Here is a 14,292-nt window from a genome sequence, read left to right as displayed (position 1 = left end):
GTCGGGCCGACGCACCCGACCGCGGTCGCCGAGCGGCCAGGAACGGTCGCACCGGGCCTCCCGGATCGACGATTCCTGACCACTCGGCGGAACTGAGCGGGGCGTCTCGACCGGTCGGCGCGCCGCGCACGCGCACCAGGCGAACCGCCGAACACAGACGGGAGGCGCGGTGCGAGTTCGACTCGCACCGCGCCTCCCGTCTGTGTCCTGGCTGCTACGCCTCGACGGCGACCTTCTCCGGGTCCTCGTTCGAGCCGGGCGCGCTCGGCACCACGGCTGCGCGCACGCGCGCACCGAGATCGGGGTCGACGCTCGTCCAGTAGGCGAAGACCCGCTCACGGAGGTCGTCACGCGTCACCTTGGAGACGTGCCCCGCGATGTTGCCGACGAGACGCGCACGTGCGGCGTCGTCGAGGACCTCACGGTAGAGCGTGCCCGCCTGGCCGAAGTCGTCGTCCTCGGGGTGCAGGGTCGCCGCGGAACGCTGTAGCGCTCCGTCGGACTCCCAGCCCGGGGCGTCGTCGGTCGCGTTCGGGTCGGCGTGGGCACCGCCGAGCGAGTTCGGTGCGTACACCGGGACTTCGGACTTCTGGAAGTCGAAGCGCATGGCGCCGTCCTTCGAGTACGAGTGCACCTCGTTCTTCGGGGCGTTGACGGGCAGCTGCGCGTGGTTCGTGCCGACGCGGTAGCGGTGGGCATCCGCGTAGCTGAAGATGCGCGCGAGGAGCATCTTGTCGGGGCTCGCCGCGATGCCGGGCACGAAGTTCGAGGGGGCGAAGGTCGCCTGCTCGATCTGTGCGAAGTAGTTCTCCGGGTTGCGGTTGAGCTCCATCGTGCCGACCTCGATGAGCGGGTAGTCCGCGTGCGGCCACACCTTCGTCAGGTCGAACGGGTTGAAGCGGTAGCTCGCGGCGTCCTCGTACGGCATGACCTGCACCTTGAGGGTCCAGCGCGGGTTGTCCCCACGCTCGATGGCCTCGTACAGGTCGCGGATGTGGAAGTCCGCGTCCTCGCCGGCGATGCGGTCGGCGTCCTCCTGCGTCAGGGTCGCGTGGCCCTGCTCGGTCAGGAAGTGGTACTTCACCCAGAAGCGCTCGCCCTCGGCGTTGATCCACTGGTAGGTGTGCGACCCGAAGCCGTCCATGTGGCGCCACGACGACGGCAGGCCGCGGTCACCCATGAGCCACGTGACCTGGTGGGCCGACTCAGGCGAGAGGGTCCAGAAGTCCCACTGCATGTCGTGGTTCCGGAGGTGGCTGCCCGGCAGGCGCTTCTGCGAGCGGATGAAGTCGGGGAACTTGATGCCGTCGCGGATGAAGAACACGGGGGTGTTGTTGCCGACGAGGTCGTAGTTGCCCTCGCTCGTGTAGAACTTCAGCGCGAAGCCGCGGGGGTCACGCCAGGTGTCGGGCGAGCCCTGCTCACCGGCGACGCTCGAGAAGCGGGCGAGCATCTCGGTCGTCTGGCCGGGCTGGAGGAACGCGGCCCGCGTGTACTGCGAGACGTCGTTGGTGACGGTGAAGGTACCGAACGCCCCGCCGCCCTTGGCGTGCACGACGCGCTCCGGGACGCGCTCCCGGTTGAACTGGGCGAGCTTCTCGACCAGGTAATGGTCGTGCAGCGCGATGGGGCCGTCGGCCCCCACTCCCATGGAGTGCTGATCGCTGGAGACCGGGGCCCCGCTGTTGGTCGTGGTGGTGGGCGTGTTCTGGTCGGACACGGTTCCTCCTCAGGTGGAACGTAGGTTCGGTCAGGATGGCTCGGGTCGGTTCGCAGCGACGGCGTCGGTCTCGACACCGCTCTGCTCGGCTGCCGCACACTGCGCGCAGATGCCCCAGTAGGTGACCTCTGCGGTGGTGACGGCGAAGCCGTGGGTCTCGGACGGCGTCAGGCACGGCGCGTGGCCGACCGCGCAGTCCACGTCACCGATCGCGCCGCACATGGTGCAGACGATGTGGTGGTGGTTGTCGCCGGTCCGCCGTTCGTAGCGGGCGGGGCTGCCGGCCGGCTCGATGCGACGGACGAGTCCGGCGCCGGTCAGTGCGGCGAGGACGCCGTAGACCGCCTGGTGACTGGTCGTCGGGAGTTCGGCGGCGAGCGCCGTGACCAGGTCGTCAGCGGTGGTGTGCGGGTGCGTCTCGATCGCCCGGAGGGCGGCGAGGCGCGGCGCGGTGACGCGGAGGCCGGCTCCACGGAGGAGTTCGGTGTCGTCGACCATGCGGAGCCCTTCTCTTGCAGGATTCAAGACAACGCTTACTGTACACGGCGGGAGCGGTCCACCGGGCGACACATGCCCCTCCCGGAATGCAATGTGTCACGATCCTGTCGCGATCGGCTGGACCCGACCTGGGAGGGGTGGAACGACCGGTAGCGTCCAGCCATGTCCATGCAGCAGGCCGACGCGTCGGCGAACACCGCTCAGGACGCCCGGGGGACCATCGCGCAGCGAGACCTGGTCGTCGACCTCATCCGGACGGCCTGTGTCGTCCTGGTCGTCATCGTGCACGTCACGATGGTCGGCGTCGGCTCCGACTCCTCGGGCCTCCGGGTGACGAGCCCGCTGCAGGAACTGCCCTGGTACGTGGCGGCGACCTGGATCGGCCAGGTCATGCCCCTCTTCTTCGTCGTCGGCGGCTTCGCGAGCGCCGTCGGCTGGCGCAGCACCGTTGCCCGGGGTGGCGGCGCCCGGGACTGGGTCGCGACCCGGCTCGTGCGGCTCTACCGTCCGGCGGTGCCGCTGTTCGCGGTGCTCGCGGTCGGGCTCGGCATCGCGACCGTCCTCGGCACGCCCGCGGACCTGCTGAGTGAGTTGGCGTTCGGGATCGGGTCGCCGCTCTGGTTCCTCGCCGCGTACGGCATCACGCAGTGCTGCGTGCCGCTGATGGCTCGGCTGCATGCCACCGCCCCGTGGCGCACGCTGGCGGTCCTGCTCCTGCTGGCCACGGTGGTCGACGCGGTCCGGCTCGCCAGCGGAGTCGCCGAGATCGGCCTGCTCAACCTCGGCCCGGTGTGGCTCTTCGCCCAGCAGCTCGGGTTCCTCTGGGCGGACGGCTGGTTCGCCCGGCGCTCGAAGCTCCTTCTGGCGGGTGTCGCGGTCGCCGCCTACGCGGTCCTCGTGCCGATCACCTCGGTCGGGCTCTGGTCTCCGGACATGCTGCAGGACCTCAACCCGCCGATGCTGCCGCTGGCCCTGCTCGCCGTCGGTCAGGCCTGCCTGGTGCAGCTCGTGCACGCTCCCCTGACGCGGCTGATGCACAGCCGACCCGCACAGGCCGTCGTGTTCCTGCTCGGCCGCGACGGCATGACGATCTACCTGTGGCACCTGCCGCTCTTCATCCTGCTCAACGGCGTCGGGCTGCTCGTCGGGCTGCCGTTCCCGGACCCGGGTTCGCGCACCTGGTGGGCCACGCGGGTGATCGCGGTGGTCGTCCTGCTCGCCGCCACTCTCGGCATCGCCCGGGCCGTGCGGCGCTTCGACCGTCCACTCCCCCGCCTCGTGCCCGGCGCCGACCGCCCCGCCTGGCCGGTCCTCGCGGTCGCGGCACTCTGCACGATCGGCCCGGCGTTCGCCGTCATGCAGCTGCACCTCTCGTTCCCACTCGCGCTCCTCGGCGCGGTCGCGATCCCGGTCGGGACGTGGCTGCTGAGCAAGACCGTCGCGGCGCGAGGCGTGCGGACCATGTAGGGATCCTCATCTGGCGGAGCCGGGTCGGGCCTCCCGGCCGGAGGAAGATGACTCCCGCAGCGCGACCACCGGGAGGCACACCACGCCGTCACCCTCCGAGTTCTGGAACACCTGGCACGTCGACCCCCTGGCGGTGGTGCTCCTCGTCGTCGCCGCCGTCGCGTACGGCGCCGGACTCGTCGTGGCCCGGCGACGGGGCGTCCGTTGGCCCTGGTGGCGGACCCTGGCGTTCGTCGCCGCGCTGGCCCTGTTCGCGGTCGTGCAGTTCGGGATCGTCGGCGAGTACGACCGGCAGCTGCGGTGGGCCTTCGTCCTGCGGATCGCCGTCCTCTTCTTCGCGGTCCCCACGTTCGCCGCGCTGTCCGGCCCATTCGCGTTGCTGCGGACGGGAGGCCCGACCCGCCTCGCCGAGACCGCCGACGCCGTCCTGCGCTCACGTCCGGCGCGGCTCCTCGGCAACGCGATCGTCTCGCCACTGGTGGCCCTCGCGCTGTTCTGCGTGATGCTCACTCCGCTGGCGGCCGTGCTCCGCCAGTCCCTGGTCAGCAGCGAGGGGATCACCGTCCTCGTACCCGTCCTCGGCTTCGGGTTGCTCGCGCCGCTGTCCGAGGTCGGGGTGCTCCGCTCCTCCGCCTTCGCCACCGCAGAGTTCCTGCTGGCGTTCGTGGAGCTCGTGCTCGACGCGGTGCCGGCGGTCGTGATGCGGGTCAGCGACCACGTGCTGGACGGAGCCGGGAGCGTGGCGTTGCACGTGCCCTGGGCGCCGTCGCCGCTGCGGGACCAGCACCTGGCGGGCGACCTGCTGTGGTTCATCGCCGAGGTGGCGGACGTCCCCGTGCTCATCGCCCTCTTCATCCGGTGGCAACGCTCCGACCGCCGCGAGGCCCGCGAGGTCGACGACTTGACGGACGAGCAGATGGACGCGCTGACACGGGAGCACCTGCAGCGACGGTCCTGAGGGCGCGCGGCTCGCGGCCGGGCCTGAGGGGCGCGGGGCGCGGGTCTGGTCGGGTCGGCGGGTCGGGTCGGCGGGAGGTCGGGTCGGGTCGGTTGGGTCGGCGAGGTTCGGCCGCCTGGCGCGAGCGGGCGGAACACCAGGGTCTGAGCGCTCCGAGCCGCGCAGATCTGACCGTTCGATCCGCGCCGGGCGTCCGCTGCGCGCGAGCGGGCGGAATCCCCCGGCCCGACGACCGCGCGGAGCGCGGATCCGCCCGCTCGCCGAAGCGCGCCCGCTCGGCTGCCGCCCCCGCCGGCGAGCGGGCGGAACACCAGCGCCCTGCGCGGTCCGGAGACGCGCTTCCGCCCACTCACCGACGTGCGTCCGTCCCGCCGCCGCCCCGACCCGCGAGCGGGCGGAATGCCTCGGCCCCGCCCGGTCCGGAGACGCGCTTCCGCCCGCTCACCGACGTCCGCCCGTCCCGTCGCCGCCCCGACCCGCGAGCGGGCGGAATCTCCGAGTGTCGCGAGCACAAGTGCGCGGAACCGCCCGCTCGACGCGGGGCGGGCCTCTCGGCTGACCGGGAAGTGCGCGCGACGCGGCGAACGGGCGGAATCCTCCGGCGCGGGCGACCCGGGAGGCGCGTTTCCGCCCGCTCGCCGCCCTGCGCCCGCCTCGGCGCCGGCTCACGGGCCGCGCACCCCGCGAGCGGGCGGAAGACCCTGGTGCGGCGGACGCCAGCGGTGCACTTCCGCCCGCTCGGCGACCACGCTGGCCGACCGACCGGGACACCCGGAAACGAAGGAGCCCCGGCCCCTCGTGGGAGGGACCGGGGCTCCGGTGGTGCGGGACGCCGGGCTACGCCCCGACGTGCTTGCCCGGGTGCTGCCCGGCGGCGAGCTCGTCAGCGGCGGTCGCGGGTGCGGCGGCCGAGGCGTGGGCACCGACGTGCTCCCGCTCGCCGCCGGCCTGCGCCGCGCCGGGCTGCGCCGCGTCGGCGGACCCGTCGGGCTGCGTGGCGACCGAGCCGGTCTGCTTCCAGGCGACGGTCTGCTTCGGCTTCGCCAGGAACAGGGCCGCGACGATCGCCGCGATGAGCACGACGGCCGGCAGGACGAGCGACTGCCCCATGGCTCGCGAGAACGGCTCGAGCAGGAACCCGGGCAGCGACCCGGTCTGCGCGACACCAGCGCCGGAACCACCGGACTGCTGCGGGAACTCGGCGGTGATCCGGGCCTCCATCAGGGCGGCGATGCCGGCGGAACCGAGCACGGCACCGATCTGACGGGTGGTGTTGTAGACGCCCGAGCCGGCACCGGCCAGACGCGGCGGCAGGTTGCGCGTGGCGGAGACCGACAGCGGTCCCCACATGCAGGCGTTGGCCAGGCCGAGCAGCGCGCTCGGCAGGAGCACCCAGCCCCAGTCGGCGTTCGCGGCGATCAACGCGCCGAACCAGAACAGCCCGCCGGAGAAGCAGGCGAGCCCGAAGGACGCCACCCAGCGCGGGTTCCAGACGTTGAGCTTCTTGCCGACGACCGGCGCGAGGCCGGCCGAGATGACCGCCTGCGGCACGAGGAGCAGCGCCGCCTGCGTCGGCGAGAAGCGCAGGACGTCCTGCGCCCACAGCATGATCGGCAGCGCGAAGGACGAGATCGCGACGCCGACCGCGGTGATCGCGATGTTCGCCAGGGTGAAGTTGCGGTCCTTGAACAGGCCGAGCGGCAACAGCGGCTCGCCCTTCTGCACGCCCTGCCAGACGACGAACGCGGCGAGCACGACGATGCCGGCGATGATCAGCGACCAGACCGAGATCGGGCCGGTGATGGTGCCCCAGTCGTAGGTCTCGCCCTCCTGGATGCCGAAGACGAGCAGGAACAGCCCGACTGCGGACAGCACGATGCCCAGGTAGTCGAAGCGGTGTCCGTGGCGCTCGAAGGACGGGACGAACTTCTGTGCGAGGACGAACGCGACGATGCCGACGGGGACGTTGACGAAGAAGATCCACTCCCAGCCGAAGCCGTCGACGAGCAGCCCGCCGACGATCGGGCCGACGAGCGAGGCCACACCGGCGACCGCACCCCAGAGGCCCATGGCTGCGCCACGGTTCTGCGGCGGGAAGATGCGGGTGATGACGGACATCGTCTGCGGGGTCATCATCGCGGCGCCGAGGCCCTGCACCACGCGGGCGAGGATCAGCATCTCGATCGAGCCGGCGAGACCGCACCAGAGGCTGGCGAGCGTGAATACGACGAGCCCGACCTGGTAGAGCACCTTCGGCCCGAAGCGGTCACCGAGACGGCCGGTGATGAGCAGCGGCACGGCGTACGCCAGCAGGTAGGCGCTGGTCACCCAGATGACGGCGTTGATGTCGGCGTCGAGCGCCTTCGCGATGGTCGGCGTCGCGACCGAGACGATCGTCGAGTCGACGAGGATCATGAAGAAGCCGACGACGAGCGCCCAGAGCGCTGGCCACGGCTTCTTGCCGTGCTCCAGGTCGGCGGCGGTTGATGCGGATGTCATCGAGTGGTGTCCTTGCTGTTCTGTGTGGGTTCTGCGGGGACGGCCGGACCGTCCCAGGGGATGTCGCCGCGCTCCACGCGGTCAGCGATGGCGGTGAGCCACTCGAGTTGCGCGGTGAGCATCGCACGGACGTACGACACGTCGAGCCAGTAGCGCTCGGCGAGGCCCTTGGCCTGGAGGCCCGTGGCGGTCTCGTCGTACCCGTCGCGTCGGGCGTCCAGCGCGTGGATGCGAGCGCGGAGCGCACTGACCACGTCCTCGACGGGCAGGTTGTCCATGTGGGACACCGCCAGTCCGAACTGCGGGTACTCGTCGGCCGGTTCGGCGACCATGCGTCGGAGGCCCTCCTCGAGCGCCGCGCGCCCGGCGTCGGTGATCGAGTAGGTGGTCCGTTCGGGCCGGTTGCCCGCGCGGTCGGTGCCGACGACCTCGGCGTACCCGAGGTCCGCGAGGCGGCCGACCTGGTGGTACAGCGTCCCGGGACGCACCTTGACGTTCCGGTCCTCGCGACGCTGCAGCATCGTCTGGAACATCTCGTAGGGGTGCATCGGCGCCTCGGCGAGCAGGCCGAGTGCCGCGAACGCCAGTGGCGTCAGGTCGGTCACGTGGTCTCCGGTGTTCGAGAGCGGGGGTGTTCGAGAGCGACGGGTGTTCGATCCCGATTGTTCGACATCGAATAGTACGTCTCCGATCGTCCGTCCACAACCGCTCCGGCTGCCCCCGCGGGCCACCTAGACTGGTGACATCCCCACCCGACCCCTGTGCTGGAGTGAACACGTGCCAACGATCGTCGTCGAGGTCATGCCGAAGGCCGAGATCCTCGACCCCCAGGGCAAGGCGGTGGGCAACGCCCTCGCCCGCCTCGGCAAGAACGACCTGACCAACGTCCGCATCGGCAAGCGATTCGAGGTGTCGGTCGACGGCCCCGTCGACGACGCGAAGCTCGCCGAAGTCCGTGAGATCGCGGTCGACGTCTTCTCGAACGCAGTCATCGAGGACGTCGTCTCCGTGAGTGTCGTCGAGTGACCGCGATGCGCATCGGGGTCATCACCTTCCCCGGCTCGCTCGACGACCGCGACGCCCAGCGCGCCGTGCGCCTCGCCGGAGCCGAGCCGGTCGCGCTCTGGCACGGTGACCACGACCTCCAGGGTGTCGACGCGATCGTCCTGCCGGGCGGGTTCTCGTACGGCGACTACCTCCGTGCGGGCGCGATCGCGGCGAAGGCCCCGATCATGGCCGAGGTCATCGACGTCGCCGGCAAGGGCATGCCCGTGCTCGGCATCTGCAACGGCTTCCAGATGCTCGCCGAGGCCCGACTGGTCCCCGGTGCGCACACCCGGAACGCCCACCAGCAGTTCATCCGCCGCGACCAGGTGCTCCGCGTCGAGAACGCCGACACCGCCTGGACCTCCGGGTTCGACGCGCAGCAGGAGATCACCATCCCGCTGAAGAACGCCGACGGCCGGTTCGTCGCCGACGCGGACGAGATCAAACGCATCGAGGACAACGGCCAGGTCGTGTTCCGCTACGTCGGCGTCAACCCGAACGGGTCGATCGACGACATCGCCGGTGTCTCGAACGAGCGCGGCAACGTCGTCGGCCTGATGCCGCACCCCGAGCACGCGACGGAGCCCGGGTTCGGCCCGGACACCCGCGCGGCCATGGCCTCCGGCACGGACGGCCTGACCTTCTTCACCTCCGTGATCGAGCGCGCGCTCGTCAAGTGACCGCGACTCCAGCGCCCGCGACTCCAGTGACAGGGAACGACAACACCGTGACCACGCCCGTCCGCCCGAAGCCCGACACCGTCCAGGACGCCGCCGAGACGCCCGACAAGGAACAGCCCTACGCGGCACTCGGGCTGAAGGCCGACGAGTACGCGAAGATCCGCGAGATCCTCGGTCGCCGCCCCACCTCGGGCGAGCTCGCCATGTACTCCGTCATGTGGTCCGAGCACTGCTCCTACAAGTCGAGCAAGAACTACCTCCGGCAGTTCGGCAAGAAGGTCACGCCGGAGATGACCAAGAACCTGATGGTCGGCATGGGCGAGAACGCCGGTGTCGTCGACGTCGGTGACGGCTGGGCGGTGACCTTCAAGGTCGAGTCGCACAACCACCCCTCCTACGTCGAGCCGTACCAGGGCGCGGCCACGGGTGTCGGCGGCATCGTGCGCGACATCATCTCGATGGGTGCCCGTCCGGTCGCGGTGATGGACCAGCTCCGCTTCGGCGCGATCGACCACGAGGACACCGCACGCGTGGTGCACGGGGTCGTCGGCGGCATCTCGTTCTACGGCAACTGCCTTGGCCTGCCGAACATCGGCGGCGAGACCTACTTCGACCCGGTGTACCAGGGCAACCCGCTGGTCAACGCCCTGGCGGTCGGTGTGCTGCGGCACGAGGACCTGCACCTGGCGAACGCGTCCGGCGCGGGCAACAAGGTCGTGCTCTTCGGTGCCCGCACCGGTGGCGACGGCATCGGCGGCGCATCGATCCTGGCGTCCGACACCTTCACCGAGGGCGGCCCGACCAAGCGTCCGGCGGTCCAGGTGGGCGACCCGTTCGCCGAGAAGGTCCTCATCGAGTGCTGCCTCGAGCTCTTCCAGAAGGAGCTCGTCGAGGGCATCCAGGACCTCGGCGCCGCGGGCATCTCCTGCGCGACGAGCGAGCTCGCGAGCAACGGTGACGGCGGGATGCACATCTCCCTCGACGACGTCCTGCTGCGCGACCCGTCGCTCACGGCAGAGGAGATCCTCATGTCGGAGAGTCAGGAGCGGATGATGGCGGTCGTCCGCCCCGACAAGCTCGACGCCTTCCTCGAGGTCGTCGGCAAGTGGGAGGTCGAGACCAGCGTGCTGGGCGAGGTCACCGGCACCGGTCGTCTCGTCATCGACTGGCAGGGCCAGGAGATCGTCAACGTCGACCCGCGCACGGTCGCGGTCGACGGCCCGGTGTACGACCGTCCGGTCAAGTACCCGACCTGGATCGACGCGCTCCAGGCCGACGGCGCCGAGTCGCTCGACCGTCCAGAGACCGGCCCCGCCCTCAAGGCGCAGTTCCTGCAGCTGCTCGGGTCGCCGAACCTCTCCGACAAGCGCTGGGTCACGAACCAGTACGACACGTACGTCCTCGGCAACACCGCGCTGTCCTTCCCCGACGACGGCGGCATGATCCGCGTCGACGAGGAGACCGGCCTCGGTGTCGCGATCGCCACGGACGCCAACGGCCGCTACTGCCAGCTCGACCCGAAGCAGGGCGCCCGCCTGGCGCTGGCCGAGGCGTACCGGAACGTCGCCGTCACCGGCGCCGTCCCCGCGGCGGTCACCGACTGCCTGAACTTCGGCTCGCCGGAGAACCCCGAGGTCATGTGGCAGTTCTCCGAGGCCGTCGAGGGCCTGGCGGACGGCTGCATGGAGCTCGGCATCCCGGTGACCGGCGGCAACGTCTCGTTCTACAACCAGACCGGTGACACCCCGATCCACCCGACGCCCGTCGTCGGTGTGCTCGGCGTGATCGACGACGTCGCCAAGCGCATCCCCTCGGGGTGGCAGGACGACGGCCACAACATCTACCTGCTCGGCACCACGAGCCTCGAGCTCGACGGTTCGGCCTGGGCCGGCACCGTGCACGACCACCTCGGTGGACGTCCGCCGCGGGTCGACCTGGCGCGCGAGAAGGCCCTGGCGGAGCTCATCGCCGCCGCGGCCGACGAGCAGCTGCTGACGAGCGCACACGACCTGGCGGACGGCGGCCTCGGCCAGACCCTCGCCGAGTCGGTGCTCCGCTTCGGCCTCGGTGCCCGTGTCGTGCTGGACGAGCTCGAGTCCCGCGACGGCGTCGACACCGCGACCGCGCTGTTCTCCGAGTCGACCGGCCGCGTCATCGTGACCGTCCGACGCGAGGACGACGTCCGCTTCCAGGGCCTCTGCACGGGCCGGGGCTACCCGGTGCTGCGCATCGGTGTGACCGACGCCGCGTCGGGCTCGCTCGAGGTCCAGGGTGCGTTCGAGGCGACGATCGACGAGCTCCGTGGCGCCCACGGCGCGACCCTGCCGACGCACTTCGGTGCCGTCATCCAGGAGAACGTCACCGAGGGCTACGTCGGTCGCGGGCCGCTCGACGACCACGGGTCCTTCTCGCCGCGCACGGACTCCTGACCCGGTGCCGATCGTCACGCTGCCCTTCCAGGAACTGGTCGACGGCTTCGGCCCGGTCCCGGACGGCATCGAGTTGGACGTCTGGGACGTCGAGGCTCCGTACGACCGGGCCGACGAGGTCGCCATCGCCTTCCTGCCGTTCTACTTCGGCGGGCGGCACCGGTGGCAGTTCGTGCACGACCTGCCGAACCTCGAGCTGCTGCAGCTGCCGAGCGCCGGGTACGAGTGGGCGACCCCGCACGTGCCTGGTCACGCTCATCTGGCGAACGGGCGCGGGATCCACGACGACGAGACGGCCGAGCTCGCCGTCGGGTTGGCGCTGACCTCGCTCCGTGAGATCGCCGAGTTCCAGTTCGACCGCGCCGAGCAGCGGTGGGACTCGAGGGAGACCCGTTCGCTCGCCGATCGCCGCGTCACCGTCGTCGGCTACGGCGCCATCGGGTCCGCGATCGCGAGCCGGTTCGAGGCGTTCCGCACCCGGGTCACCGTCGTCGCCCGGACCGCGCGGCAGCAGGACGGCCGGCAAGTGCACGCGTTCGGCGAGCTGCCGGAGCTCGCGCGCACCACGGACGTGCTCGTGCTCATCGCGCCGCTCACCGACGAGACCGAGGGGCTGGTGGACGCGGACCTCCTCGCGGCGCTGCCGGACCGCGCCCTCGTGGTGAACGTCGCGCGTGGCAAGGTCGTCGACACCGACGCACTGGTCGCGGAACTCCGCTCGGGCCGGATCTCGGCGGCGCTCGACGTCACCGACCCGGAACCCCTGCCCGCCGACCACGCCCTCTGGACGACGCCGAACACCGTGCTCACGCCGCACGTCGGCGGCAACACGGACCTCAGTGTCCCGCGGTCGCTCGATCTGATCCGACGCCAGGTCGCGGCGCTGGCCGAGGGGCGGCCGTTCGAGAACGTCATCGACCTGCCGGTCCCCCAGGGCTGACGGCCCCAGGGCTGACAGCTGCAGGGCTCACAACTGCAGCACTGGCAACCACAGCGCCGACAGCCCCCGGACGCGCTACCCCAACGGGATGACGCACGTCGGGCTGCCGACGGCGATCTGCCCGACGGCCTCCCCCGGCACGCCGTCGTCCCCGAGCGGCAGCACCGCGATCGCGTCCGAGTTCTGGTTCGCGACGAGCAGGTACCCGGGCACCCGGGCGAAGTGGCGGGGCCAGGCTCCCCCGGCCGACGCTGCCCCGACGACCCGGAGCCCGTCGTCGGCCGTGTCGAGCACCACGATCTGGTCGCGGCCGCGGACGGCGACGGTGACCAGGCCGCGCTCGTCGACCTCGATGTGACTGAGGAGCGACGGGACACCGGGTCCGTCGAACACCGGGGTGGCGCAGACCTCCCGGAACGCCCCGGACTCGTCACGGCGGAGGCGGTACACCCGTCCGTCGAGCTCCCCGGCGACGACCAGGTCGCCGCCGACCGAACCGGAGACCGAGCCGGAGACCCAGGCCATGTGCCGCGGTCCGGCACCCGGGGTGACGTGGTGCACGCGGAGCGGCTCGATCGACACCGAGCCGGCATCGGCGCTGATCCGGAACTCGTGCAGGGCGTCGCCGCCCAGGTCGGCGACCAGCACGGTGCCGTCCGGTGTGGCGATGGACTGGTGGGCGTGCGGGCCCTCCTGGCGCTCCTCGTCCGGGCCGGTCGCGTCGGGCAGTACCTCGGTCGCGAGTGCCGCGTCGGGCAAGGCGGCGGACACTCCGGCGCCCTGCCCGCCGACACCGTGCACGAGGCCGCCAGCAGCAGCTCCGCCGGACCCGACCCCGCCGGGGACGGCGTAGGCCTCTGCCGCCTCGAGCGAGACCGCGGTCACCGTCCCGGAGACGTAGTTCGTGACGACGAGCGCTCCCGAGGGGTCGACCCGCACGTGGCAGGGTGCATCCCCGCCCGCGGGGGCGTCCCACAGGTGCTCGAGAGCGGAGCCCGTGCGGCGGAACGCGTGGACGCCGCCGTCGACCGTCTCGGAGACGGCGTACACCCGGTGATCGTCGACGGCGAGGAACGACGGATCGTCGAGCACCGCGACCGTCGACACGACGTCACCGTCGACGATGGAGATGCCGGTCGCGTTCCCGCCTCCGGTCGCCGTGTACGAACCGATCAGCAGGTGCAGTGGCGGCAGGCTCACAGTTCACCGACGGCGATGCGCTCGTGGTGGTGGATGACCTCCGCCACGATGAAGTTGAGGAACTTCTCGGCGAAGGCCGGGTCGAGGTGGGACTCGGCGGCGAGGGCCCGCAGCCGTGCGACCTGGATCTGCTCGCGCGAGGGGTCGGCCGCCGGCATGCCCGCTGCGGCCTTGAGGTACCCGACCCGCTGCGTGTACTTGAACCGCTCCGCGAGCATGTGGATCACGGCAGCGTCGATGTTGTCGATGCTCTGCCGGATGCTCTGCAGCTCGGCCACGGCGTCGTCGTCGGTCGTCCCTCGGGCCTCGTTCATGGTCAGAGCCTACTGATCGAGGTCGTTCCCGACGAGATGTGACCGCGGGGCCGTCCCGTTGCTGGGAGGATGGTCCTCATGACGGTTCTGCTGGCGATCTCCGGTGTCTTCGCGGTCCTGGCGGGCCTGGTGCACGCGTACATCTTCTTCCTCGAGTCCCTCGCGTGGACGAGCCCTCGGGTCCGACGCATCTTCAGCATCTCGAGCGACGCCGAGGCGCAGGCGACCCGCTCCCTCGCCTTCAACCAGGGCTTCTACAACCTGTTCCTGGCGATCGGCGCGGTCCTCGGTGTCGTGCTGGTGCTCGCCGGCAACGGTGCGACCGGCTGGACGCTCGTCGTCTTCTCGTGCGCGAGCATGCTCGGTGCCGCCGTCGTCCTCGCGGGCACCGGCCGCAAGTACCTGCGCTCCGCGTCCATGCAGGGCGCGTTCCCGCTGCTCGCGCTCCTGTTCGCGTTCGTGGGCTCGTCCTTCGGGTCCTGACCCGCGCCTCCCGTCCGGCAAGCGCGCAGCGCCCGGCATGGAGGCGGAGCGCAGGTA

General features: G+C 71.3%; 13 protein-coding genes. 7 read left to right on the top strand and 6 right to left on the bottom strand.

Annotated elements, in window-relative coordinates; all coding sequences use genetic code 11:
* Positions 1 to 214: 214 nt before the first annotated feature.
* Together DEJ33_RS12020 and DEJ33_RS12015 are read right to left on the bottom strand one after the other, a co-directional pair.
* Positions 215 to 1,720 (bottom strand): catalase, encoded by a 1,506-nt coding sequence (locus tag DEJ33_RS12020; RefSeq protein WP_111079331.1) that lies wholly within the window; start codon positions 1,718 to 1,720, stop codon positions 215 to 217.
* 30 nt (positions 1,721 to 1,750) lie between these two features.
* Positions 1,751 to 2,218 carry a Fur family transcriptional regulator gene (locus DEJ33_RS12015; protein ID WP_110904045.1) on the bottom strand — a complete coding sequence of 156 codons (468 nt, stop codon included), beginning with the start codon at positions 2,216 to 2,218 and terminating at the stop codon, positions 1,751 to 1,753.
* Positions 2,219 to 2,380: 162 nt separating this feature from the next.
* Here DEJ33_RS12015 and DEJ33_RS12010 point away from each other — a divergent pair, with 162 nt between their 5' ends.
* Both DEJ33_RS12010 and DEJ33_RS12005 read left to right on the top strand, forming a co-directional pair.
* Positions 2,381 to 3,685 carry an acyltransferase gene (locus DEJ33_RS12010; RefSeq protein ID WP_111079330.1) on the top strand — a complete coding sequence of 435 codons (1,305 nt, stop codon included), beginning with the start codon at positions 2,381 to 2,383 and terminating at the stop codon, positions 3,683 to 3,685.
* 133 nt (positions 3,686 to 3,818) lie between these two features.
* A complete protein-coding gene (locus DEJ33_RS12005) occupies positions 3,819 to 4,643 on the top strand; it encodes a cytochrome c oxidase assembly protein (RefSeq protein ID WP_258374844.1) in 825 nt (274 codons plus the stop codon).
* 837 nt (positions 4,644 to 5,480) lie between these two features.
* On the opposite strand, the gene DEJ33_RS12000 is transcribed toward DEJ33_RS12005, so the two are convergent.
* Positions 5,481 to 7,115, bottom strand: coding sequence for a DHA2 family efflux MFS transporter permease subunit (locus tag DEJ33_RS12000; RefSeq protein ID WP_375334715.1), 1,635 nt, complete (start codon positions 7,113 to 7,115; stop codon positions 5,481 to 5,483).
* Between the two features lie 23 nt (positions 7,116 to 7,138).
* The gene (locus DEJ33_RS11995; RefSeq protein ID WP_258374644.1) at positions 7,139 to 7,747 is read right to left on the bottom strand and encodes a PadR family transcriptional regulator; all 609 of its coding nucleotides are present in this window, start codon (positions 7,745 to 7,747) and stop codon (positions 7,139 to 7,141) included.
* A gap of 172 nt (positions 7,748 to 7,919) precedes the next feature.
* Between DEJ33_RS11995 and purS the strand changes: the two genes are divergently transcribed.
* The 4 genes from purS to DEJ33_RS11975 are packed head-to-tail and all read left to right on the top strand — an operon-like array spanning position 7,920 to position 12,238.
* Complete coding sequence (purS, locus tag DEJ33_RS11990; protein ID WP_110823495.1) at positions 7,920 to 8,168, top strand: phosphoribosylformylglycinamidine synthase subunit PurS; 249 nt, start codon at positions 7,920 to 7,922, stop codon at positions 8,166 to 8,168.
* A gap of 5 nt (positions 8,169 to 8,173) precedes the next feature.
* Positions 8,174 to 8,869, top strand: a complete 696-nt coding sequence (gene purQ, locus DEJ33_RS11985; RefSeq protein WP_111074887.1) for a phosphoribosylformylglycinamidine synthase subunit PurQ — start codon at positions 8,174 to 8,176, stop codon at positions 8,867 to 8,869.
* Positions 8,870 to 8,916: 47 nt separating this feature from the next.
* Positions 8,917 to 11,298 carry a phosphoribosylformylglycinamidine synthase subunit PurL gene (gene purL / locus DEJ33_RS11980; protein WP_258374643.1) on the top strand — a complete coding sequence of 794 codons (2,382 nt, stop codon included), beginning with the start codon at positions 8,917 to 8,919 and terminating at the stop codon, positions 11,296 to 11,298.
* 4 nt (positions 11,299 to 11,302) lie between these two features.
* A complete protein-coding gene (locus tag DEJ33_RS11975) occupies positions 11,303 to 12,238 on the top strand; it encodes a 2-hydroxyacid dehydrogenase (RefSeq protein ID WP_111195104.1) in 936 nt (311 codons plus the stop codon).
* Positions 12,239 to 12,313: 75 nt separating this feature from the next.
* Here DEJ33_RS11975 and DEJ33_RS11970 read toward each other — a convergent pair whose 3' ends face one another.
* Together DEJ33_RS11970 and DEJ33_RS11965 are read right to left on the bottom strand one after the other, a co-directional pair.
* On the bottom strand, positions 12,314 to 13,438 hold the full coding sequence (locus DEJ33_RS11970; RefSeq protein ID WP_111195103.1) for a beta-propeller fold lactonase family protein: 1,125 nt from the start codon (positions 13,436 to 13,438) through the stop codon (positions 12,314 to 12,316).
* Positions 13,435 to 13,752 carry a chorismate mutase gene (locus tag DEJ33_RS11965; protein ID WP_110904041.1) on the bottom strand — a complete coding sequence of 106 codons (318 nt, stop codon included), beginning with the start codon at positions 13,750 to 13,752 and terminating at the stop codon, positions 13,435 to 13,437. Before DEJ33_RS11965 ends, DEJ33_RS11970 begins: the two co-directional genes overlap by 4 nt.
* A gap of 78 nt (positions 13,753 to 13,830) precedes the next feature.
* On the opposite strand from DEJ33_RS11965, the gene DEJ33_RS11960 reads away from it, so the two are divergent.
* A complete protein-coding gene (locus DEJ33_RS11960) occupies positions 13,831 to 14,235 on the top strand; it encodes a DUF1304 domain-containing protein (RefSeq protein WP_258366485.1) in 405 nt (134 codons plus the stop codon).
* The last annotated feature ends 57 nt before the right edge of the window (positions 14,236 to 14,292 follow it).

This window comes from Curtobacterium sp. MCPF17_047 (genome assembly GCF_003234045.1).
Taxonomy (GTDB): domain Bacteria; phylum Actinomycetota; class Actinomycetes; order Actinomycetales; family Microbacteriaceae; genus Curtobacterium.
This window is presented reverse-complemented; position numbering and strand designations above follow the sequence as displayed.